The 24,335-nt window shown below is 40.9% G+C and carries 16 protein-coding genes and 2 pseudogenes; 11 read left to right on the forward strand and 7 right to left on the reverse strand.

Annotated elements, in window-relative coordinates:
• Positions 1-2 precede the first annotated feature (2 nt).
• The 3 genes from V7783_RS04620 to nagP all read left to right on the forward strand — a co-directional run bounded on the left by V7783_RS04620 (position 3) and on the right by nagP (position 4,920).
• On the forward strand, positions 3-881 hold the full coding sequence (locus V7783_RS04620; RefSeq protein ID WP_335677693.1) for an ROK family protein: 879 nt from the start codon (positions 3-5) through the stop codon (positions 879-881).
• Entirely contained in the window at positions 874-3,414 is a 2,541-nt protein-coding gene (locus V7783_RS04625) for a family 20 glycosylhydrolase (RefSeq protein ID WP_335677694.1), read from the forward strand. The genes V7783_RS04620 and V7783_RS04625 overlap by 8 nt, the downstream gene beginning before the upstream one ends.
• Before the next feature lie 204 nt (positions 3,415-3,618).
• Positions 3,619-4,920 carry an N-acetylglucosamine MFS transporter NagP gene (gene nagP / locus V7783_RS04630; protein ID WP_335677695.1) on the forward strand — a complete coding sequence of 434 codons (1,302 nt, stop codon included), beginning with the start codon at positions 3,619-3,621 and terminating at the stop codon, positions 4,918-4,920.
• Positions 4,921-5,176: 256 nt separating this feature from the next.
• On the opposite strand, the gene V7783_RS04635 is transcribed toward nagP, so the two are convergent.
• Both V7783_RS04635 and V7783_RS04640 read right to left on the reverse strand, forming a co-directional pair.
• Positions 5,177-7,327: a TonB-dependent receptor family protein gene (locus V7783_RS04635; RefSeq protein ID WP_335677696.1), complete on the reverse strand. Its 2,151-nt coding sequence runs from the start codon at positions 7,325-7,327 to the stop codon at positions 5,177-5,179.
• 156 nt (positions 7,328-7,483) lie between these two features.
• On the reverse strand, positions 7,484-8,329 hold the full coding sequence (locus V7783_RS04640) for a LysR family transcriptional regulator (RefSeq protein WP_192542520.1): 846 nt from the start codon (positions 8,327-8,329) through the stop codon (positions 7,484-7,486).
• A 126-nt stretch (positions 8,330-8,455) separates the two neighbouring features.
• Between V7783_RS04640 and V7783_RS04645 the strand changes: the two genes are divergently transcribed.
• From V7783_RS04645 to gcvP, 4 genes are all read left to right on the forward strand, one after another.
• The gene (locus V7783_RS04645) at positions 8,456-9,055 is read left to right on the forward strand and encodes a hypothetical protein (RefSeq protein WP_335677767.1); all 600 of its coding nucleotides are present in this window, start codon (positions 8,456-8,458) and stop codon (positions 9,053-9,055) included.
• A gap of 185 nt (positions 9,056-9,240) precedes the next feature.
• Positions 9,241-10,323: a glycine cleavage system aminomethyltransferase GcvT gene (gene gcvT / locus V7783_RS04650; RefSeq protein ID WP_335677697.1), complete on the forward strand. Its 1,083-nt coding sequence runs from the start codon at positions 9,241-9,243 to the stop codon at positions 10,321-10,323.
• Positions 10,324-10,379: 56 nt separating this feature from the next.
• Positions 10,380-10,769 (forward strand): glycine cleavage system protein GcvH, encoded by a 390-nt coding sequence (gene gcvH, locus V7783_RS04655; protein ID WP_182732642.1) that lies wholly within the window; start codon positions 10,380-10,382, stop codon positions 10,767-10,769.
• A 176-nt stretch (positions 10,770-10,945) separates the two neighbouring features.
• Complete coding sequence (gene gcvP, locus V7783_RS04660; protein WP_335677698.1) at positions 10,946-13,837, forward strand: aminomethyl-transferring glycine dehydrogenase; 2,892 nt, start codon at positions 10,946-10,948, stop codon at positions 13,835-13,837.
• Positions 13,838-14,820: 983 nt separating this feature from the next.
• On the opposite strand, the gene V7783_RS04665 is transcribed toward gcvP, so the two are convergent.
• On the reverse strand, positions 14,821-15,174 hold the full coding sequence (locus V7783_RS04665; RefSeq protein ID WP_335677699.1) for a hypothetical protein: 354 nt from the start codon (positions 15,172-15,174) through the stop codon (positions 14,821-14,823).
• Positions 15,171-15,704: pseudogene (locus tag V7783_RS04670) on the reverse strand (hypothetical protein); the annotation flags it as partial. The gene V7783_RS04665 and the pseudogene V7783_RS04670, both read right to left, overlap by 4 nt.
• Before the next feature lie 1,132 nt (positions 15,705-16,836).
• Here V7783_RS04670 and V7783_RS04675 point away from each other — a divergent pair.
• From V7783_RS04675 to V7783_RS04685, 3 genes are all read left to right on the forward strand, one after another.
• Positions 16,837-18,156 carry a hypothetical protein gene (locus tag V7783_RS04675; protein ID WP_335677701.1) on the forward strand — a complete coding sequence of 440 codons (1,320 nt, stop codon included), beginning with the start codon at positions 16,837-16,839 and terminating at the stop codon, positions 18,154-18,156.
• A 10-nt stretch (positions 18,157-18,166) separates the two neighbouring features.
• Positions 18,167-18,478: a hypothetical protein gene (locus tag V7783_RS04680; protein ID WP_335677702.1), complete on the forward strand. Its 312-nt coding sequence runs from the start codon at positions 18,167-18,169 to the stop codon at positions 18,476-18,478.
• A gap of 1,026 nt (positions 18,479-19,504) precedes the next feature.
• The gene (locus V7783_RS04685; RefSeq protein ID WP_335677703.1) at positions 19,505-21,328 is read left to right on the forward strand and encodes a winged helix-turn-helix domain-containing protein; all 1,824 of its coding nucleotides are present in this window, start codon (positions 19,505-19,507) and stop codon (positions 21,326-21,328) included.
• A gap of 68 nt (positions 21,329-21,396) precedes the next feature.
• Here the strand turns inward: V7783_RS04685 and V7783_RS04690 are convergent, their stop codons facing one another.
• From V7783_RS04690 to V7783_RS04700, 3 genes and pseudogenes are all read right to left on the reverse strand, one after another.
• Positions 21,397-22,212 (reverse strand): carbohydrate-binding protein, encoded by an 816-nt coding sequence (locus V7783_RS04690; protein WP_335677768.1) that lies wholly within the window; start codon positions 22,210-22,212, stop codon positions 21,397-21,399.
• Positions 22,213-22,248: 36 nt separating this feature from the next.
• Positions 22,249-23,058: pseudogene (locus V7783_RS04695) on the reverse strand (formylglycine-generating enzyme family protein); the annotation flags it as partial.
• A gap of 328 nt (positions 23,059-23,386) precedes the next feature.
• Entirely contained in the window at positions 23,387-23,623 is a 237-nt protein-coding gene (locus V7783_RS04700; protein WP_335677704.1) for a hypothetical protein, read from the reverse strand.
• Positions 23,624-23,759: 136 nt separating this feature from the next.
• On the opposite strand from V7783_RS04700, the gene V7783_RS04705 reads away from it, so the two are divergent.
• Positions 23,760-24,317 carry a hypothetical protein gene (locus V7783_RS04705; RefSeq protein ID WP_335677705.1) on the forward strand — a complete coding sequence of 186 codons (558 nt, stop codon included), beginning with the start codon at positions 23,760-23,762 and terminating at the stop codon, positions 24,315-24,317.
• Positions 24,318-24,335: the final 18 nt, after the last annotated feature.

The raw sequence follows: 24,335 nt of genomic DNA on the forward strand, positions 1-24,335 counted from the left end.
TAATGTCACAAACCCTACTCTGTGTCGACTTAGGCGGCACAAAAGCATTGGTAGCAAAAGTAACGGCTATTGGTGTAATTGAAAAACGTTATTTTGATGTTGATGGCAACGCCAGCAAAGCACAAATGAACGAGTTTTTGTGCAAAATTATTGAGCAAGTTATTGATGACAGTTGCCAAAGTATCGTTATTGGTGTGCCCAGTATGGTATTGATGGAAACCGGTGAGGTAATAGAAACCGTTAATATTCCTGATTGGAAAAACGTGCAACTCAAGGCCTTACTTAGTGAACAGTTTAAGTTGCCGGTACTGATTCATAACGATGCCAATTGTTTTGCGATGGGCGAGTTCACTCAAGGGCAGTTCAATGCAGATACAAATTTAATCGGTATTTGTCTAGGTACAGGATTGGGAGCTGGACTGGTATTAAATGGTCAGCTTTACACCGGCAAGCATTCTGCTGCAGGGGAGTTTGGAAGTTTTGATTATCGACACGGGATTATTGAAAACTATACCTCTGGGCAGTTTTTTATTGAGCAAGGCACGTCGGGTAAGCAGCTTTATCAGCAGGCGCTTGCCAATGATGTCACTGCGCAAGCACAGTTTACAGAGTTTGGTAAACACTTAGCGCACGCTATAAATCAAGTAATATTAGCATTTGATCCCGATGTCATTATCTTAGGCGGCTCTGTTGCAAATGCGTCGGCTTACTTTTTACCGAGTTTACATAGTCAGTTAGCTAAGTTAGTTAACCCCATTATTCTTCAGTCTTTAGATATTTGCATTAGTACACTTGGCGATGATGCGCCATTACTAGGTGGATATGCGTTATTTATTAATGAAATCAATTATAAACAGCCGTTAGGAGCTAATTATGCGTAGTTTGTTATTATTGCTCAGTGCCTTCAGCTGTGCATCTGTTATGGCTACAACACTAAGTCAAAACAATCTTGATGCATTTGCGCAGCAGTTGTCAGTTAACTATGAACTGATATCAGCAAAGCCTGAAAAGTGCCCAGAACCTTATGCAAACTGTTATTTATCGCGGTTGACGTTTACTACGCCCGTTGATATTAGCAGTAATCGGTGGACGATTTATTTTAGTCAGTTGATGCCAATTTATTACACTGATTCAAACCAATTTAGTATCACTCATATCAATGGTGATTTACACGAATTAAAGCCCGGTTCTACATTTGCAGGGTTTACAGCGGATCAGCCCATCAGTATTGAGTTTTATACGCAAGAGTCACAAATTACTCGCTCTGAATTTATGCCTAATTACATTTTAGCTAGTAAAGGGCTTACAAGTCGCGTGATCAGCAGTACCCAAGTCAGTAAAGATCCGGAAACTCAGTTAGAGCTGCAACCTTATTTGGCTGAGTTCTTAACGTTGGATCAATTACAAACCAGTAAAGATGATGCTACGCCGTGGATGGGAGCTGAGTATTTATACGAACATGAGTCGCGACCGCAATTAACACAAGCACCATTAAGTTTGATCCCAAAACCAGCGTCGTTACAAAGGCTCAGTGGTGATGGAGTTAACTTAAGCCAAGGCATTAACGTCATCGAGTTTGATGAACCGCAACTAAAACTCAGTGCGGCGTTTGGGCGCTTAGCGCAACTGGGAGTAAAGCAAAATGAGTTAGGAATTACGACCTCTATCAGCTTAGGTTTAAACTCCTCGCACAGTGAAGCCTACGAATTACAGATACAAGATCAAAAAATTACTATTAAAGCAAATACTGATAGCGGGGCGTTTTATGCATTACAAAGCCTTGCAGGGCTTATTAGTATTGATAACTTAACAATTCCCGCATTGAGTATAACCGATGCACCACGTTATTCATTTAGAGGCATGCACATTGATGTAGCGCGGAACTTTCGCTCTAAAGCATTTATTTTAAACACCATAGAGCAAATGGCAGCGTATAAACTCAATAAATTACACCTACATTTAGCGGATGACGAAGGATGGCGGCTAGCGATTAATGATCTACCTGAGCTGACAGATATAGGCGCAAAGCGTTGTTTAGATTTAACCGAGCAACAGTGTTTATTACCACAATTAGGAGCTGGGCTTGATAGCTCCTCGGTGGTAAACGGCTACTACAGTCAAGCTGATTACATTGAAATATTAAAGCACGCGCAAGCACACTTTATTGAAGTGATCCCCTCTCTTGATATGCCTGGACACTCACGTGCGGCGATTGTTGCCATGGAAGCACGATTTAAGCGCTTGACCGCACAGGGGAAAGATAAGCAAGCCGCTCAGTATCGATTACTAGAGCCGAGTGATAAAACGCAGTACAGCTCTATTCAACATTATGACGATAACACCTTAAATGTATGTTTAGATTCAACCTATCAGTTTATCGATAAAGTTCTGGATGAAGTGAGCGCATTACATATTAAAGCTGGCGTGCCGTTTAAAACCTATCATATTGGCGCAGATGAAACAGCAGGTGCTTGGGTTGATTCGCCTAGCTGTAAAGCCTTAAAAATACAGCAACCAGCACTGCATTCATTTAATGGTTATTTTATCGAAAAGGTGAGTAGTCTAGTTGCCAGTAAAGGTTTAAAAGTAGCGGGTTGGAGTGATGGGTTAAGTGATGTGAACCTTGCTAACATGCCCAAAAATGTGCAATCAAATGCTTGGGCAACACTCAGTGAAAGCGGCCATGAGGTTGCGCATCGTCATGCTAATCAAGGTTGGGATGTCGTGTTATCAAGCCCGGATGTAACTTATTTTGACTTCCCATATCAATCGCATCCACAAGAACCTGGAAATCACTGGGCTAGCCGCGCCATCGATAGCAAAAAAGTATTCTCATTTATGCCAGATAACTTACCCGCACATGCTGAAACGTGGCGCTCGGTAAAACATCATAATTACACTGCTGATGACCGTAACACCATGCGCACAAAACCTTTTATTGGTTTGCAAGGGCATTTATGGTCAGAGCTTATTCGCAGTGATCAGCAAGCCGAATATATGCTTTACCCTAGATTATTGGCGCTAGCAGAGCGTGCATGGCATAAAGCACCATGGGAGCTTGAATATAATAAAAAGGGTGTTAAGTATGATCAAAATAGCGAGCATTTTAATACAAACCTTAAACAACAAACAGAAGCCGATTGGCAGCGTTTTGCAGCGTTAGTTGGCTTTAAAGAATTTGCAAAACTAGAGCAAGCAGGGCGATTTTATCGCTTACCCAGCGTCGCTGCACAGCAACAAAATGACCGCTTAGATGCATTTACTGTATATCCAGGGGTCGCCATTGAATATCAAGATGGCCTTGGCAATTGGCTAATTTATGATGATGAAAACAAAGCCACAAATGTACAGCAAGTTCGTACGCTTTCTCAAAGTGGTATCCGTAAAGGGCGGTCATTACCTCTTAAGCAGTAAGTATCTTTAATTTTGCCCAATAAAATCGTGTATCAGTGGTGTGTGTCTTTTTGCTTTTTAAAAATGATAGCGCTGTCATTTTTGTTGGTGTATGATTAATTAAATGTAATAAAAATGGTTTTAGTGTTGCTTAGCCTCAGTTTTTAAAGCTTTAACGGTGTGATACTAAAATAAATAATTAAAATAAACTGTTGGGATATAATTATGGAAGCAACCGTCGAGTGTGAAGCAAATACTAAACATAGTATTTGGCTGCCAATGACATTGGCAGGCTCAATGTTCTTTATTCTAGGCTGTATAACCTGGCTAAATGGTGCTATTACCCCGTTTTTGCAACAAATGCTGGTGCTATCACCACTGCAAGCCTCGTTCATTATTTCTTCATTTTACATTGCGGTTACAGTTGCTGGCATCCCTTCAGCCATGCTGATCAAACGTGTTGGCTACAAAAATGGTATGGCTATTGGCTGTGCGGTGATGGCCGCGTCTGCCTTGATGTATATTCCTGCCGCTAAAATGCAGATGATTGAAATATTTTTATTCGCACAGCTAATGATAGGTGTTGGGCAAACTATTTTACAAACAGCGGTAAATCCGTATGTTGTTAAAATGGGATCTGAAAAATCAGCGGCAGTTCGTGTATGTATTATGGGCTTACTGAATAAATTTGCCGGGGTTATCGTGCCTGTTATTTTTGCTGCCGTTGTTGTCAGCGGTGTAGTCGCTGATGGTGAACAATTATCACAACAGCAAAAAGATGCGATGGCGAATAGTCTTATTTTACCTTATATGGCAATTGCAGGTTTGATCTTTGCGTTTGCAGCATTTGCTAAATTTTCATCGCTACCTGATTTGGTTTTTGAAGAGTCTGAAGGTAATGGTAAAGGCGAAGTAAAAGAGGCACTAAAACATCCTCACCTAGTGCTGGGTGTAATTGGTATTGCCTTATATGTTGCTGTTGAAGTGATTGCCGCAGATACCATTGGCTCTTACGCATTACAGATTGGTATTGCCGATTACTCAGTGATGACTTCATACACTATGGCATGCATGTTGGTTGGTTATGCCATTGGTATTGCACTTATTCCACGCTTTATGTCGCAGCAAAATGCGCTCGTTATGTCTGGGCTTGCAGGTATCGTAACTGTACTTGCAGTGGTAATGGGAAGTAACGATTCGTTTATTATTGCGAACCTGTTGTTAGTGCCATTTGGTGGTCCTGAGCTGCCAGACCCATTGTTATGTATTGCCCTACTTGGTTTTGCCAATGCCATGGTTTGGCCAGCAATTTGGCCGTTAGCATTAACTGGCTTAGGTCGTTTAACAGGTACTGCGTCGGGCTTACTGATCATGGGTATTGCTGGTGGTGCGTTAGGGCCATTACTGATCGGTTTGGGTAACGTAGCAGGCTTAGGCGCACAAGGTGCTTACGCTTTGATGATCCCAAGTTATTTATTCATCTTATTCTATGCGCTAAAAGGCCATAAAATGAGAAGTTGGAAGTAGAATAAAGTTGGCGAGAGTAAAGTTAGCTCGTTAAGAAAGTTTGTAAGTGAGCAAAAGCGCGATTTATAACACATCGCGCTTTTTTTATGTCCGTAGATTGGGTTTTGGGTTACAGGTCGCTTTAGTATAAGCGCCATTTTCGTGATAAATCACGACCAATAAAAAAGCCGTGCTTGATTTAACAAACACGGCTTTTATAATTTTTAGCCTTTAGCCTTTAGCCTTTAGCCTTTAGCCTTTAGCCTTTAGCCTTAGCCTAAAACGCGTAGCTATAACCTAGTTGTAACGTGCGTGGTTTGCCTGGTTGAATACCACCATTTGCGCGGTTGGCAATGTAGGTTTTATCAAATAGGTTATCAACGGTTAGGTATACTTTTTGATTGTCATCAATTAAGTATTTAGCAGCTAAGTCCCACACTACGCGGCTGTCGATAGCGTTTAACCCTGTAGGGCTTAAATCTGCATGCGAGTCAGACACATAACGCATTTGCGTATCAAATACTAAGCTTGAAAATTCAGCACCAAATGATAAGGCAACTTGGTTTTCAGGCACGTAAGGCATCGCATCGCCTTTACTTACTTGACCCCAAAGGCCTGAGTCAAAGTCGTTTTCAAACGTTGAATCAGTATAGGTATAGGTTAAGCGAACAGGGAATGCCGCGCTATCAGTTGCAAATGTGCGGCCTGCACTTAATTCAAAGCCTTCAACAGATACTTCACCGTAGTTGTACTGATCGCCGATGTTGTCATCACTACAACCAATGGCAGCAGTACAGTTACCGTGCATGTTGTCGTAATCAGAGTTAAAGTAAATCACTTCACCATTGAAACCTGCGTAATCATAACGGCCGCCTAACTCAATGTTTAAGCTTTCTTCTTCTTGTTGATCAGCATTGCCAGGAGCTGCTGGTGCATAACCTTGTTGAATACCGGCAAGTAACGTCAAGTTATCATTAACAGTGTAGGTTGCACCTAGCGAAGGTACTAAAATTTCGGTGTCATTACTAATGTCTTTTGTTAAGCCATTTTCACGTTTAGGATCAGACTTTGACCATTCTTCACGAGAGATAGTGATATCTTCATAACGAAGGCCGGCACTAATGACTAACGCATCAATGGTCCACTGATCTTGAATAAATAAGGTTGTTGCTTTTGCGCTGTCGAAACGGTTGCTATCAGAGCCTGGTACACCTTGGCTGGTTAGCGTCATTGATAAGTCTTGGTTTAGCGTGTATTCGTCTTGCCATTGGAAGCGATCCATTTCATCTTCGTGGTAGCGTACACCTACAGTAATATAGTGATCGCCTGCTGGGATATGTAGCTCAGACTGGATCCCTTTCGCTTGGTAATTACGGTTATTGGCTTTTACACCAATACCTTCAATACCTTCATTGGTTGGGTTTGCTTCAAAGTCACTGTATTGCTCTAAGTTACTTTCGCTTACTTTACTGGCTTTATACCAGTTACGATGAAAATCATTTAAATAAGCAGTTGCTAAAAACTCATAACCATCACCAAAGCGATAGGCATAGTTAAGTTGATACGCATTGTGCTGAGTGTTCATTTCATCTTCTTGAGATGCAGCATAACGACGATACGGTGACGCTTTATAATCAGCATCTGTTAAACCCATATAGGTTTCATCAGAGCGCTCATCTGAGTACTTTATTTTCATTTCAAGGTTATGCGCTTCGTTTTCGCCAAAATCAAAACCAAACTTTAGTAACACGTCATTTTTTTCAAAGCCGGTGTTATCGCTGCCTACCGGTAACTCTTTAAAGCCATCTGCGCCGTAACTAAATACTTCAATTAAACCAGCTGCATTGTTTTTCTTTTTGCCAAAATAAGCATGACCTTTATAAAAGCCATCACTTCCCAGCTCAGCATTAACTAAACCGGTTGAGCCTTCAGTTGGTAAACTACGTGAAACTAAGTTTAATACGCCACCTGTGGTACGTGGGCCATATTTAACAGAAGCTGCTCCTTTTAATACTTCGATTGCTTGCATACGGCCAGTTGTAGGGAAGTAGTAAGCAGCAGGAGCAGAATAAGGAGCCGGAGCAACTAGCACGCCATCCTCCATCACTGAAATTTTATCGTTACGGCCAGTACCCGTTCCGCGCATACCAATATTTGGGCGTAGGCCATAGCCGTCTTCTTCTTGAACATACACCCCAGGCACAGAACTTAAGACGCGTGAAATATCGGTGTATTCAAATTTTTGTAACTCTGCTTCACTAATAAAAGTAGCAGAGCCTGGAATATCATTGATTGCTGCTTGTGAGCCAATAACGGTAATTTGTTCAAATGCTTGCTCTTTGTCAGTTGCATCTTTAGCAATAGCACTGGTGCTAAGTGATAAAGTAATGGCTGCAGCTAGAGTAGAAACAATAAACTGAGATTTCATCGAAAGTCCTGTATTTTTTATTGAAATAAAATAAATTACCCAATTTAAACACGGTAAAAAATACGAATCAATGTCATTTCAATTTTACGAGCTCATTTTTATATAAAATAAGCTGTTGGTATGGGTTTAATGGCATGAGCTAGGTAAAATAGACTGTTAAGCTAAACGTAAACTAATAAATTCAGCCAGTTTAGCTACGGCATGCTCTGGTCGCTCCGCGCGATTTATTAAACTAATACCAATGCGACCAAGCTCTGGTAAGTGCTTAGTATGTAACTGGTAGTTTAATTCATGTGGCACGGTGCTTTTGGCGAGTACCGTAATCCCCAAGCCTTCTTTCAAAGCGGCGGTAAGGCCTGTTAAATCAGCGTTACTATAACTTATGCGGTATTTAATACCCGCTAGCTGTAGCGCCTCGATAGCACGACGACGATATATACAGCCCTCTGGCGCAGTGACTAAGGTGACAACTTCATTCTGTGCTAACGATAAATCGCCCACCCAAACGAGTTGGTCTTGCATAAACACGGGGAATTTTTCAGAGTTTAAATCTTCATTTAATGCCAATACTAAATCGAATTGATCTTCACGGGAGACAGATAGCAAATGTTTACTAAGCCGTGACTTCACTTCTAACGATACATCAGGGTAGAGCGCTACAAAATCGCCAATAATTGAGGGCAGGATCCGCGCGGCAAATTCGCTGGGGATCCCTAAGCGGACTTTACCGGTCACATTCTCTTTGGTAAACAGTTGTAAAATACTATCGTTTTGCAGCAGCATTTGTTTTGCCATTGGCAATAACAGCTCGCCATATTGATTAAGCACTTGGCGTTGACCCTGCTTTTTAAAGAGCTTGTGGCCAAGCACGTCTTCTAGGCGCTTTATTTGTAAGCTTACCGCTGGTTGCGATAAACCTAATAGTTCACCTGCTTTGGCAAAACCACCGACTTCTACTACGGTTATTAGGGTGCGTAAGCCATCTGTCGAAATATTCTTCATATAAAAAAATTCAATTTATAGAGTTAAATACATAAGTATTATTTATCAATTGATAAAAAATTACAATTTGTTGTTATACCCCTTGCACAATATACTTTTGCCACTAAAGATTGATAGGTGTCAATGATGACTTTTACTCCAATAATGTTTGCTCGTCACAGTCAAATAGACGCGCCGCAAAGCAATACTTTGCAGGCCGATAATAATAGCGTAGCAATCGATTTTAGTGGCACTGAAGCAATCCCATTTTTAACCACTATTTTAGGGTTAGATTTAAATAAATTAACTGCCAGTGGTTTAGGTTTAAAAGGCACCTTAGACGGTGACTTAAATAGCACATATAGCTATGCACTTTATTACTTTAGCGCAACGGCGTTTAGATTTGTGTTACATAGCGATGGCGCAGCACAGTTACAAGCGCTGATCAGCGAGCAACAACTGCGTTACGATATTGAGTTTGTGGTTCGCAGCGATTTAGCCACGCTAACTTTATCTGGTGAGCATGCATTTGATGTACTTGTTGATGCATTTAAACTCACTCCAGGGTTGCGTTTATCTGATGCAACGAGTTGTTATGGGGCACAAAGTGGTGAAGTATTCATCACCGCTATAGATAAACAATCTACGCAGTATTTTCAGCTGGTGGCTAAACTCCCTGAGCTGGAAAAATGGCAAACTTATCTACAGCAACGTGGCTTTGCTATGTCGCTTGCTGAGGTTGCTTAACAGATTTTATAAACTGGTTGGTGTAATGAACACTTGCCAGTTTTTTTGTAGTTTATTTAAAACAACAAATCGCAATTTGGGTGTCAGTGCAGTACAACTTATGTATAATCGCCGCCCATGTTATTCCCCCTCATTAAATTGAGGCCACGCCCAAAATTGGGTTAATTATAAAGTGAAGGAATATTATGACTTCTAAAACAGTTTTACATGCAAAGCACCTAGAATCAAAAGCTAAAATGGTTGATTTTCACGGCTGGGAAATGCCTATCAACTATGGTTCACAAATCGAAGAGCACAACGCAGTGCGCACAGATGCCGGCATGTTTGACGTTTCACACATGACTATTGTTGATGTCAAAGGCGAGCAAGCACAAGCATTCCTTCGTAAATTAGTGGCTAACGACGTTGCTAAATTAACTGTCCCGGGTAAAGCTCTTTACACTGGCATGCTTAATGAGCAAGGCGGCGTAATTGACGACCTTATTATTTATTTCTTCTCAAACACTGATTACCGCTTAGTGGTTAACTCTGCAACGCGCGAAAAAGATCTAGCTCACATGGCTAAAGTTTCAGCTGATTTTGCCGTTGAAGTGACTGAGCGTCCTGAGTTTGCAATGATTGCAGTGCAAGGCCCTAATGCTAAAGCAAAAACGGCCACTATCTTAACAGCAGAACAACAAGCTGCTGTTGAAGGTATGAAGCCATTTTTTGGTGTTCAAGCGGGTGATTTATTTATTGCAACAACAGGCTATACTGGCGAAGACGGTTACGAAATTGTAGTACCGAACGAGCAAGCGGCTGATCTATGGCAACAACTGCTAGATGCAGGTGTAAAGCCAGCAGGTTTAGGTGCACGTGATACACTTCGTTTAGAAGCGGGTATGAACCTTTACGGCCTAGATATGGACGAGAGCGTATCACCACTTGCTGCTAACATGGCGTGGACCATTGCATGGGAACCTGAAGATCGTGACTTTATCGGTCGTGATGTATTAGTTAAGCAACGCGCTGACAAAAGCACTGATAAACTTGTTGGCCTAGTGCTGGAAGAAAAAGGCGTATTGCGTAGTGGTTCTAAAGTAATTGTTGATGGTGGCGAAGGGGTCATTACCTCTGGTACTTTCTCACCTACACTTGGTTTTAGTGTTGCCCTTGCACGTGTACCACGTTCAACTGGCGAAACTGCTCAAGTAGAAATGCGTAAAAAATTAGTTAACGTAAAAGTAGTTAAACCAAGCTTTGTACGTAACGGTAAGTCTGTACTTTAAAGTATCAATTAAAAGATTTGGTGTTATCACCCAATATAAACCAAAGGATGAATAAAATGAGCAATATCCCTAGTGAGTTAAAGTATGCCCCTTCACACGAGTGGGTTCGCGACGAAGGTGACGGTACTTTCACTGTAGGTATTTCTGAGCACGCACAAGAATTACTTGGCGACATGGTATTTGTTGAATTACCAGAAGTTGGTGACGAAGTACTTGCAGGCGAAGATTGTGCAGTAGCAGAATCAGTAAAAGCGGCATCAGATATATACGCACCAATCGGTGGCGAAATCGTTGCAATCAACGAAGATCTTGAAGATGCACCTGAAACAGTAAACAACGACGCTTACGGCGATGGTTGGTTATTCCGCATTAAAGCATCTGATGAGTCTGAGCTTGAAAACCTGCTTGACGCTGAAGGCTATGCACATTCGATCGACGAAGACTAATTATTAGTTGTTGTTGAGACTAAAAGCCCCATTATACCTAACATAATTGGGGCTTTTATGATTTTACCGCTTACCTTCCCATACATTGTAAGTTATTAAATCAAAAGCTTTTAAGTTATTACTGGTCACCCATTAGTGATAACCATTTATTTTTTGGATCATAGGAATCTGGACAAATGTCAAACGCCAAATCTCTTGAACAATTAGAGCAAACGCAAGATTTTATTCGCCGCCATATTGGGCCAAGCCCGGCACAAGTAAGCGATATGCTAAGTGCTCTTGGAGTATCGAGTGTTGAAGAGCTGATCGGTCAAACTGTACCTGCAAGCATCCGCTTAGAGCAAGGCCTTACAGTGGGCGAAAGCCGCACTGAAGTTGAAACACTAAGCTACTTAAAATCAGTAGCCAATAAAAATAAAGTGTTCAAATCTTATATTGGTCAAGGCTACCACCCAACTCATGTACCACACGTAATTTTACGTAACGTACTTGAGAACCCAGGCTGGTACACAGCGTACACTCCATACCAACCAGAGATTGCTCAAGGGCGTTTAGAGTCATTATTAAACTTCCAAACTATGACCTTAGACCTTACCGGTCTTGATTTAGCTAGTGCATCATTACTTGATGAATCTACCGCCGCTGCTGAGGCAATGGGCCTTGCAAAGCGTGTATCTAAAGCTAAAAAAGCCAACATTTTCTTTATTGCTGATGACGTACACACACAAACAATCGACGTTGTAGCAACGCGTGCCGACCAGTTTGGTTTTGAAGTTGTTGTAGGGCCTGCTGCTGATGCGGTAAATCACGAGATTTTTGGCGCGTTATTCCAATACCCGTCAACATCAGGTGAAGTAGTTGATATCACAGATTTAATCGCTGGCGTACAAAGCAAAAAAGCGATTGCCTGTGTTGCTGCTGACATCATGAGCTTATTACTATTAAAAGCACCGGGTAAACTAGGCGCAGACGTAGTACTTGGTTCTGCACAGCGTTTTGGTGTACCAATGGGTTACGGCGGTCCTCACGCGGCATTTTTCGCAACGCGTGATTCGTACAAACGTTCATTACCAGGTCGAATCATAGGTGTGTCTAAAGACCGTTTAGGTAACGACGCACTACGTATGGCAATGCAAACGCGCGAGCAACACATTCGCCGCGACAAAGCCAACTCAAACATTTGTACAGCGCAAGTATTACTTGCCAATATGGCAGCGTTTTACGCGGTGTACCACGGCCCGCAAGGCTTAAAAACAATCGCACAGCGTATTCATCGCTTTGCTGATATTTTAGCCGCTGGTCTACAAGCTAAAGGTGTAGCACTTAAGCACAGCACATGGTTTGATACCCTAACTGTTGTTAGCGATAGCAAAGATGATGTAGTAGCACGTGCAATTGCAAACGGTGTTAACTTTGCAACTAACCATGACGGCGAGTACTCAATCTCAGTATCTGAGACTACAACGCGCGCAGATGTAGCTGAGCTTTTCGACATCATCCTAGGCGAAGGCCATGGTTTAAGTGTTGATGCAATTGCAGCTGACATTGAAGCAAACGGTAGCGAGTCAATCCCTGCAAGCTTAGAGCGTGATGATGAAGTATTAACGCACCCGAACTTCAACTCGTATCACAGCGAAACTGAGATGCTGCGTTATATCAAGCGCCTTGAAAACAAAGATTTAGCGCTTAACCACTCAATGATTTCGTTAGGTTCATGTACTATGAAACTAAACGCGACCGCTGAGATGATCCCAATTACGTGGCCTGAGTTTGCTAACCTTCACCCATTCTGCCCGCTAGACCAAGCAGAAGGTTACCAAATCATGATTAACGAACTGCATGATTGGTTAGTTAATATTACTGGTTACGACGCCGTATCACTACAGCCAAACTCTGGCGCACAAGGTGAATACGCAGGCTTAATCGCAATTCGTAAATACCACGAATCACGTGGCGATGCACACCGTAATGTATGTTTGATCCCAAGTTCAGCGCACGGTACTAACCCTGCATCTGCACAAATGGCAAGCATGAAAATCGTGGTTGTTGATTGCGATAAAAACGGTAACGTTGATATGGCTGATCTTAAAGCGAAAGCTGAAGAAGTATCAGAAAACCTATCATGCATCATGATCACATACCCGTCTACACACGGTGTATACGAAGAAACAATTCGTGAAATTTGTGACATCATTCATCAACACGGCGGCCAAGTATATATGGACGGCGCGAACATGAACGCACAAGTGGGTGTTACCAGCCCAGGTTCTATCGGCTCAGACGTATCGCACTTAAACCTGCATAAAACGTTCTGTATTCCGCACGGTGGCGGTGGCCCAGGTGTTGGCCCAATCGGTGTTAAATCACACCTTGCGCCATTTATGCCTAATCACAGCGTAATTAACGTACCTGGCACTAATGTAGGCAACGGCGCGGTATCAGCAGCACCATACGGTTCAGCAGCTATTTTACCTATTTCATGGGCTTACATCACTATGATGGGTAGCGAAGGCCTTAAACAAGCTACTGAAATGGCGATTGTGAATGCTAACTACTTAACGCACGAGTTAAGCCAGCACTTCCCAATTTTATACCGTGGTCGCAACAACCGTGTTGCTCACGAATGTATTGTTGACTTACGCCCACTGAAAGAGCTTTCAGGCATCACTGAAATGGACGTAGCTAAGCGCTTACAAGATTACGGCTTCCATTCACCAACTATGTCGTTCCCAGTAGCGGGCACGTTAATGATCGAGCCTACTGAGTCTGAGTCTAAAGTTGAGATCGACCGTTTCATCGAAGCGATGGTATCAATCAAAGGCGAAATCGATAAAGTTATCTCTGGCGAATGGTCTATCGAAAACAACCCACTAGTGTTTGCACCGCATACACAAGGCGACGTACTTGGTAATGAGTGGGACAGAGCATATGACCGTTTCTACGCTGCATTCCCAGTACCAGCTGTTGCAAAAAACAAATTCTGGCCTACAGTAACGCGTATCGATGACGTATACGGCGACCGTAATCTAGTGTGTTCATGCCCAGCGGTAGAGACATATAGAGATTAATTTTTGATTAAACTCAAATAATTAAAAAAGCCGTTGCAGCAATGTAACGGCTTTTTTGTGTGTGAAATAAGAGGCGAGGGGAAAGTTAGCGAGTTAGAAAGGGGAAAGGAGCTTTCGATATAAGCTCGTAGGTTGGGTAGAGTGCAGTGAACCCCAACGGCTTTGTTTAAATTGTAGGTCGCCCTTTAGGGCGAAAAAGTGAATTTCACCACCGAGAACTCAAATGCGCTTCGCGCTGCACCGAGGTTAAATATTGGTCGTAGGAGATGGCTTCAGCCACGAATGATTTTACACCAGTGATAGAGTTAACCACCGTAGGCGCTAAGTTTGCTGGCGTGTGTAATTTGTAGGTTGGGTAGAGTGCAATGAAACCCAACGGCTTTGTTTAAATTGTAGGTCGCCCTTTAGGGCGAAAAAGTGGACTTCACCACCGAAAATTCAGAGGTGCTTCGCGCTGCACCTAGGTTAAATATTGGTTGTAGGAGATGTCTTCGGCCACGAATGATTTAACACCAGTAGATAGAGTTAACCATCGTAGGCGCTAAGCTTGCTGGCGTGTATGATTTGTAGGGGTTGGGCTTTAGCCCAAAAAGTTGTATCACCTTGGCTGATGGTTTTTATTGCTAACTCTTGTCGGGATAAATCCGCGACCTACATTGAAACCTTTTTCAAGGTTTCTTTGCCAGATTGCTGGCGGTAATCAAGGGGCGATCGGTTTTCAAATTGATTCTGCTGCAAGCAATTCATCCCTGAAGCTGGGTTCCTGTCAGCATCCATGCTTCCACTTCCTCACGCTGCGAAACTTCGTTTCGGTCACTCGTCACCCATGGCCTAGTTTCTCCTTATCGCGCATCCATGCGCGTATTACTCATCAATTGCTTATTTTTAGGGCGTGATGACGGGGGAGGGGGTTAAACGTGGTATTAGTGTGTGGTCTTGGCAAGATGCAAGGCCTGACTTTATACCACGTTTCGCTATATGACTCAGTTTTGAACTTTGAGTTGCTTATTTCCTACAATATACAAAGTATCTCCATCCCATCCTTGGTAAGTTTTAGGGTTCCGATAATCTATAACTCCACTATCTTTTGGCGATATACTCATTTTTCCTTTAAACGCTATATCTCCGGATGCATAATATATTTCGCCTAGATATTCATTTGGTGCTAGATTTTTATTTTTTTCTATAAAAACAAATACACCACCATCTAAACCGCCTACCCAAAATGCTTTATCTGGTACTACAATAGGCTTATTAGGTACATCAGGTTCGCTTTGTTGAACATCGCAGGCAGATATAAATATAATGGTGAATAATAGCAATAGTATTTTTTTCATTTAAACTCTCCCAAACCTTCTATTTTTAAGGTTTTACTTTTTGGAGAGTAATCTAAATCAACATAATCCTCTCTGAATTCACCAATGTATGAATTTGGTCTAGGATCAACCATCCATGGAGTTTCTAGTCCAGCTTTTTCAACAACTTGTTTGACAAAATGAATACAACTATTTGTAGTTAAGCTATAAGGTTTGCGCTTGGGGTTTGCATTTTGCGACTTTCTTAAAAGAGCGTAATCAAGCATTGTCTGATATTTCTTATCAACTTCAATGAGAACCCCATGGATGCGGCCAGATTGGCCTGATACTCTGGAAATGAAATCTAGGGGTTTTATTAATGTATTAATTTCAACTTTTCCATTAGTTATTTTTGCATCAGGGAGGTTTGCAGCTTTTACAACAAGTCCAAGATTATGGGGAGGATCATATCTACCATACTCAAAGTACTTTGTTGTTCCATTTGTACCATTAATAAACAATACCCCCGCGTGACCAAGGTTCGATATCTTTTCTTTGTATTTTGGGATGGAAAAGTTATCCCAGTCTACCCAAGGTAAGACATCTACATTTCTTTTCTAAACTTCAACTGCAATTTTATAATCAGGGAAAACAATAGGGATGATTATATCTTTGTGCATGCTTTCTATCCTTTGTGAGCGCTAACACTTTAGTATCTGACACGCAATTCGTGTTGCGTATCGCTTGTTGGGTTTAACCTATTTTTAACTGCCTTATTAAGGCTTTTTCAGTGACGTTAGCTAATTAGTGTATACATATTCTACACATTTCGCGTTTAGATGTGTACCCATTATATGTGGTTTATGTTCAAAAAATTCATGAGGTCAAAACTCATTGTGTTAGCTCTCGTAGCGCTGGCGAAGGCTGCCGCTGACCCCTATCCGGACTCTCTGTAGGAGTCGGCTTCAGCCACGAATGGTTTAACACCTGTGATAGAGTTAACCACCGTAGGCGCTAAGCTTGCTGGCGCGTGTGGTTTGTAGGTTGGGCTTTAGCCCAAAAAGTTTTATTACCTTGGCTGATGGTTCTTACTGCTAACTTTTGTCGGGATAAATCCGCGACCTACATTAAAAACCTTATTCAAGGTTTAGCTTGCTGGCGGCAACCAAGGGGCGATCGGTTTTCAAATTGATTCTGCTGCAAGCAATTCATCCCTGACGCTGGGTTCCTGTCAGCATCCATGCTTCCACTTCCTCGCGCTGCGAAACTTCGTTTCGGTCACTCGTCACCCATGGCCTAGTTTCGCCTTATTGCGCATCCATGCGCGATATTACTCATCAATTGCTTATTTTCAGGGCGTGATGACGGGGGAGGGTGTTAAACGTGAGGTTGGTGTTTGGTCTTGGCAAGATGCAAAATCTGCTCCTCTACATTATTTTTGAAATCAGCCCCGCTATATGGCTTTCTACTTCAGGCTAAATTAGCCTATCGCTAATACATAGAGGTTTGCCACTAATTTATCTTGCTTGAATAAAAAATATCCGATAGATTGTTCCTGTGAGCATCGTAATACTGTCAGCTCCTTGAGCAGTCAGTAGTTGTTTCACATTAAAGTGCATGGCCTCCCTGAGAACGTGTGAAATATTAAATCTTGTATGAAAGTGCTTCTTAAGTGCTCATACAGTTGATATCGGAAAATTTAAAATGACCATCTTGTCAGAAAAAATGGGACAGTTTGTAACTGTTCATATCCACTCGTCTAAAGATACTTCTTTCAAAAAGAAGCCCCTTCGCTCAGTTCAGCTTCAATTTCCTATGCTCAAACCCGTTGCTCCACTTTTATCGCATGTGAAATCATATTCTGATGATTTCAGGATATGCCTTGAAGATGTTAATGATGATGCAGCAGCACAAAGCGAATTTAATAGGAACGTTAGTCAACTCAATACGGTAATGAGTCATATTGGTGAAGACAGCTTCATGCATTATGTTGCGGCTGAATGTAGTTTATTTATAGATAGCACTGAATCCAACATTCGCAACTCAGAGGGAGTACTCCGAGGTATCCACGAAATAAAGTCAATATTCTCTGAGGCTGTAGTGAAGCATTTGCGAACCTACGGGGTTGAATCGAAGTGCAATATTGGCTATGGCTCTATTTACGTTGATGACGAGATAGTAATTAACTCAGGTATTACCCAATCTACAACATTATCCAGAGGGATCATGGATTTTACCGAATTCAGGATCAATAGCTGTGCTCAGCTATACTACATGGAGCAATATTATAAAGCACCACGAGGTTTCTATGAAACGGGGTCATGGGCCAATGTAGTAGGCGACAAGCTTCTTGTACTAACGTATAAAATGGCGGCTTATTCAGCGTTGTCGAGCTTCCTGTCACGCATGGCAGCACTGTTGAATAAAGACATAAAAACAGACCATTTTCTATTAGTGACTGCGACCAATGCTGATGAACAATACACCAAGTTGGAAGGTGAGTTTTCTAAGATGGCCTGTCCGGCAGCCTTTGATACCAATGCTTTGCTCAATGATAAGCGTGTTCAACAAAGTGAAACTTATCAGGAAATTGAGTTGTTGGGACTGGGAGCGACGGCCAAACAAGCATTTGCGGAAAATGAAGCTGCATTTATTTTGTTAGAGGAATTATCAAAATCTCTCTGTGCTGACAGAGTGTCAGTTTTCAATCCGAAAAAAGCTGAGGAAGAAAATGCCATTCATGGTTACTATGACGAGTTTTATGAATCACATGTAACCTTACCTGCACGAAAAACTCGCCAAGGTATGATCGCGCTGAAACAGGCGTTAGAGCAGTCTTCAACTCTAGCATCTTTTTTAATTGATAAGAATTATCTCAAATTAAATGTCACAGCATCATGCGCAGACTATGACCAAAATTTAGATGTTCCAGTTCGGCCCTATCAGTGTCTTCAGATTTGCGTTGGAGGGCGCCCACCTCTTGTGCAGTCTGGCGATATCATCAGTTTTTATTTTAACCTGTAGGAGGTGATGTATGCTAGCCACTTCCAAACAAGCTGGAGGCGATGACCTGAAAGAACTCGCACAGCCAGTAATAAAAGCCATGATGAATGACTGGGTAACACAAAAAATTATTGAGTATCGAGGGCAGGGGAAAAGGTTATCTCGCACTATGATGGCTAAACAATTAAATGTGACAGACTCATGCTTTAGTCAATATTTGAATCCAAAACATCCAAAAGCAGCACCTTGGGAGTTTCAAATAAAACTGGCGGAAATGATGAACCAAAGCTTACGCAAGCTTCATCCCGAATTGATTGATTTGAGCTTGTATTGCTCAGTATAAGCAAGGTGATACAGAAACAAAACCCGCTTCGGCGGGTTCTTTATTTTTTGGAACCAAAGGTCTCATCCATTAAATCGAATGGGTCACCCATTAGAAAGTTCCGGTCAAGCAGGCAGCTGTGTTTTCTTGATCTTTTTATTCAAAAAACCAAGTGTTGTTAGTTTTTAAACTCACTTTAAATATGGCTATTCACCTAGTAATGAGCTCGATTGATGAGAATATGCATTAAAACCAAATGGCTTCCACCTTTTGGTAGTTTACTTTTCGTATTAAAGAATTTATAAATCGTTAATGATTAAATTATAGGCATTGTATTGAAGTGGGAACTAATATATTATTTTTCTTTTAATGGAATACCAAACTTACATAAGGAAAATGAAATGAAAAAGAATCAAGGGTTTCGTATGGTACGCGAGCTAACGTTTCAGCTTTAAGTGCGGGATACGTATAGCATGCTAAAAAATATTCTTTTTATAATTTTATGTGTCGTGTTGGTTGCGATTGCATTTGGTGCTTTTAAGTTTTTAGGTAACTATGCTTTTTTGATAATGCTCATAATCGTTATAGCGTTATTTTTTACTAAAATTGGCAAGCCAAAGTTTAGTAAAAAATAATATGAATAAAACAGCCGCAGGAATACGGCTGTTTTTCTGGAAGCCAAAGGACTCACCCATTAGAAAGTTCCGGTCAAGCAGGCAGCTGTGTTTTCTTGAACTTTTTATTCAAAAACCAAGTGTTATTATGTTTTAAACTCAATTTAAATATGACTATACATCCAGTAATGACGTCGATTTATGTGAATATGCATCGTGGTTTGGATAAAGAGCGCCATATGAATTTAGGCCGTTTAATTAACCTTGATTTCCACCTCAGTAATCGTTAAGCGCCTAGCGCCTTCAACCGAAGCCCCTGTCATACAGACTAAAGTGATTTTTTACTATATGATTGTAAATCATACACTCTTCATTGGTTTAAGCGCTAATGTGGATAGACTAAATCACTAAATGAGCCATTATAATAAAAACAATGCGTTATATATTTGATACTTTTGAGTTTGATAGTACCAGTTTGGTACTTAAAAATAATGGTCAGGATTTGGCTATTCGCCACAATGATGCCAAAGTACTTAAGCTGCTATTGGAGCATTCAGATACTGTATTTAGCAAAGAAGATATTTTATCGCAGGTTTGGCAAGGCAAGGTTGTGTCCGAGCAGGCTGTTTTTCAAAGCATTAGTAATTTAAGAGGGCTTTTTGGTAGCCATGCAATTAAAACCTTTTCAAAACGAGGTTATCAATGGCAACTCAAAGTTGATGCAACTCATTGTGATACCGAAAAAACGCCAAGCACTGTAAATTCAAATATAGTAGAGCAGCCAACAGAGGCTTTAGCATTCCCACACCAGCGAAAAAAATGGCTAGTTATGGCGTTTACGGCGCTAACCCTTTTTGCTATTGCGTTGATGTATTTAATCGCCAAGCCATCAGAAGACGTTAATAGAGCTGTTATTAATATTGCGTATATCCCGCTAAGTACTCAATCAGACACGAAGCAGGTCAATTTTAGTGATGATGAGCACTTTGACTTTACTGAAATACCTCATTTAAATACTGCTTATTTTCAAGTTTCAGCCGATTATGAATATCCTCAATTGGCCAGTGAGTATCCGTTAATTTTATCAGGCACTATGCGTACTTATAATCAAAAGACGTATATTGATTTTATTCTAAAGGGCCCATTTTCAGATTGGCGTGGCCATGTGTTGGGGGCTGATCAACGCGATGCGACAAAACAGCTTTTAAACCACTTACAGAATCCCGTTATTTATAACTTACTCAATGAGGCGCAAGCACCTGCAGTTCAGCAGGCAAACTTAACTATTGCCCACCAGCAGGCACCTAACGACCTCATTATTCTTAGTCAACTTACAAATAGCTATTTAAGAATGGGTGAACGCGAAAAAGCGATGGTGATGGCAACTAAACTTGAAAAAGCGGCTATTTCACAGAAAAACACCCAATACGTTGGGAATGCTTTATTTTTTCAAAGTGATATATTAACTCGAAAAGAATTATTTGACCTAAGCACCACAAAGCTGACGAATGCGATAGAACAATTTAAAAAAATTAATGATTTACCCCGACAAGCTGATGCATTAGTTGCGCAGTCGTGGATAGATCATAATCAGGCTGATTATAATGCCATTAAGCATAGCTTGCTTACGTCAGCCAAGTTAGCCTATGAGGCTCACGATAAACAACGTGAGCTAAATGCTATAAATTATTTATCAGTGTTGGCGCATAAAAATAAACAAGAAGACGACAAATACCTTTATTTAACAGAAGCCGAAAGTAAAATGAAGGCATATCAATTCCCTAGCTATCACTTGGCTATCATACCGTTTCACTATGCTATTTTTGCTAAGAGCCTTGAGGATAAAGAGCCTCATTTAAAACAAGTACTAAAACTTGCTACTTTGACGCCTGAATTTTGGGCTGCACGAACTAGTCGTAAGCAATTAATGCAATACTATATAAGTCAAAACCGCCTAACAGACGCACAAGCACTTATGGCAGGTATTACATTAGATAGCGCAGATAACTCTTACTTGAAAACGCTGTTAGCAGATGCGCAAAACGATACTGAGGCATTTATTACTCACGCAGAACGTACTTTTGAGCAAGCACAATTGTCGGGTAATCTTAGCCTTAGCTTAGATATAGCACTATTGATTTGCGGCACTGAAAACCCGCAAGTAAATTATGATTTTTATTCTCAATATATTAATGAAAAAGGCAGTGACTATTGGCGACGGATAAATGAAGAGAAGCTGACGTCTCTAAGTTTATGAATTGTACTAAGCGTCACTTAAAACGTAAAAGGCAGCAATATTGCTGCCTTTACGCTTTATTTAATAAGCTAATTTTGTTTAAAGTTAACCCAGTTTAGCTTCCAGTTTTTGTCACGTGATTGTATCGTTAATTTATTTCTGCCTTGGTTTAAGTAAATGGTAGCGCCTGTTTGGGTTTCCCATTGATGATAACCCCCCGTAACTGTTACTTTTTCTGTGGCAAGCTCTTCGCCATTCACTAATATTGCAAAGCCTTTAGTATCATTAGGGGCTGCAACTCGGTAGCTAAGCGAATAATGTCCTGATTTTGCGACTTCTAACTGATAGCTCACTATCGCCTTATCACTTATGCCGCGCGGGCCCGTTAAATTGAATTTACCATCGACATCAGAGGTTCTTCCTACGGAGGAGCCGGTAATCTCAATTGCTGATTCTGCTTCCAATCTTCCTGGTATTTGTACCCAAGGTGCTCGTGTTTTTACCGTATTACTGTAATCACTTTGTTGATGATGCCTAACCGCTACCACCGTGTATTCATATTGGTGGTTATCGATATTGGCATCTTTAAATGTTGTTTCTACTATGTTTGGCGCTAACAACTCGAACGTGCTGCCAGCAGCAGGATTTCTGTAAACGCGGTAACTTTCAATGTCAGCTTGCTCGCTCTTGTCCCAGCTTAAAGTAACAAGGCCTTGTTGTTGATTTATGGTTAAATTAGTGACTTTGTCTGGGTAGGGTAAAACCGCATCACGCTTTAACTGTTCACTGTGTTGTGCTATTTTCAGTGCTTTTTTAAATTGCTTTGTGTTGCTTTTCATTGTTGGTGCAGCGCCGTCCAGTGCAACTCTTAATCCTTCTACCGGGCCAATAAATTTTTTACCCATGACGCCTCTTTCACTAACCGCAAACGTATTCCAATGCCAACTACCACCTCGGACTACATGGGTTTCGCAATTCTCATCTGTCCATGGTTGGCCATTAGTGGGGGCATTTTTATAGTTGTTTTTGTAACAGTCAGCAGTAAATTCAACCACATTACTAATCATGTCATGTAGACCAAATGGGTTTGCTTTATACATACCAACGATGCTTGCATAAGCAGAGTGATCAACACAGTTTGACTTACCATTAAAGAAGTTAACATAGCTAGTGTTGGTATCTCGCTGTAGTATATTTTCGCCGGTTAAATCAGCCGTATTCTCGTATTCACAAACGAGGGTTTGCTCGGGGTCGTCACCAAAATAATATTTACTCGTTGTACCTGCTCTTGCAGCGTACTCCCATTCAGCTTCACTGGGCAGGCGGTAAGGGCGACCTGTTTTTTCAGCTAACCATTGAACATAGGCATTAGCCGCTTTCCAACCAATACAATTTACGGGTTGAAAGTCACTGGTGTTGAGCGAGTTGTTTTCTCATGTGCCTGCTGTTGCTCCATAATTAAACCAGCCATTTAATTGGTGAATGCATTGAGTTGGCATGTCATAGCCAGACTCTTTAACAAAGTGACGAAACTCTCTGACGGTTACTTCATATTTGCCTAAGCTAAACTCGGGTAGCGTGACTTTATGAACAGGCTGGGCATCTTCTTTATCTATATCGCCCATCTGAAAAGTACCCGCAGGTATCGTGACCATGATAGGTTCAATCAAACCACTGGTACTTTCATTTGCATAAATTGCAGAGCCATTAATCGATAACAAGAGAGGAATTATTAATTTGTTTAGTTTCATTTAGTTTTCCTTTTTGATGAGAGAGTAATAGTGGAAAACTAAGCAATAAAAATCTTATAAAAAATCTAAATGGTGCAAAAAATAGAAAAACCCTAGACTATTTATCTAATGAAAGTATCCAAACCATTGTTTAAAATGAAAATAGTGATAGAAGAGGGCAAACCTAAACTTTACCTCATCAAGAGGTTAGGTTTATAGTTATTACTTATTGAGCTAATTGTATGATTGGTTTAAGAGATGGTTTCAGCCACTAATGATTTTACACCGAGATTAAAGATATCCACCGTAGGCGCTAAGCTTGCTGGCGCGTGGGTTTGTAGGTTGCGCTTTAGCCAAAAAAAGTTTTATTACCTTGGCTGATGGTTCTTACTGCTAACTTGCTAACTTTTAACGGGATAAATCCGCGACCTACATTAGAAACCTTATTCAAGGTTTTTTTGCCAAATTGCTGACGGCAACCAAGGGGCGATCGGTTTTCAAATTGATTCTGCTGCAAGCAGTTCATCCCTGAAGCTGGGTTCCTGTCAGCATCCATGCTTCCATTTCCATGCGCGATATTACTCATCAATGGCTTATTTTCAGGACGTGATGTTGGGGGAGGGGTAAACGTGAAGTTGGTATTTTATGAAATTTACAAGTGCAATAAGTGTCCAATTAAGGTACTTTGATAGCGTTAATGTTAGTTTAAAATGATGGAATGTATGAATTTAAGGATTGTTTTTTTATTAATGCTGGCACTGGCCTTTAATTTAAGTGCTGATGAGCATAAGTACCACCAACACTCAAAAAAAGAGTCATTCTATAAAACGGTTGATAATTTAAGTAGAGCTGTATTAGATATAGAACCTAATGATGGTGCTATATTATCTGAAATAGCTGTTTTTGGGGAAACAGGGGCTCCCATTGCAGTAATTTGTGAGGGTAATGATATTGCACATATAAATGTTGGTTGTGAGACTATATCTAATGAGGCTGTTAATGTTTTTTTTGATTTTCCTGAATATAGTCAGCATACAATTTATTATCGACCCAACGTAATTGTTGATGGTTATAAGCTTATACAAGCGGTTGTAATTGAGAACAAAATCCAAAAACTTGTTTTTCAAGATTCATTTTCTCTAGAAATGTTTTTTGTATCCAACAATGAACAACTTAGAAATATAATTAATAATGAAATTAAAATAAGGGAATTCAAGCCTAATAATGATCAATTAGAAGGAGATGCATTAGATCCAGATAAAACCACAAAAGAAAGATAAATCTTAGCCGCTACTCTC

The sequence above is a fragment of the Pseudoalteromonas sp. genome, from assembly GCF_036960685.1.
In the GTDB taxonomy this organism is placed as follows: Bacteria; Pseudomonadota; Gammaproteobacteria; order Enterobacterales; family Alteromonadaceae; genus Pseudoalteromonas.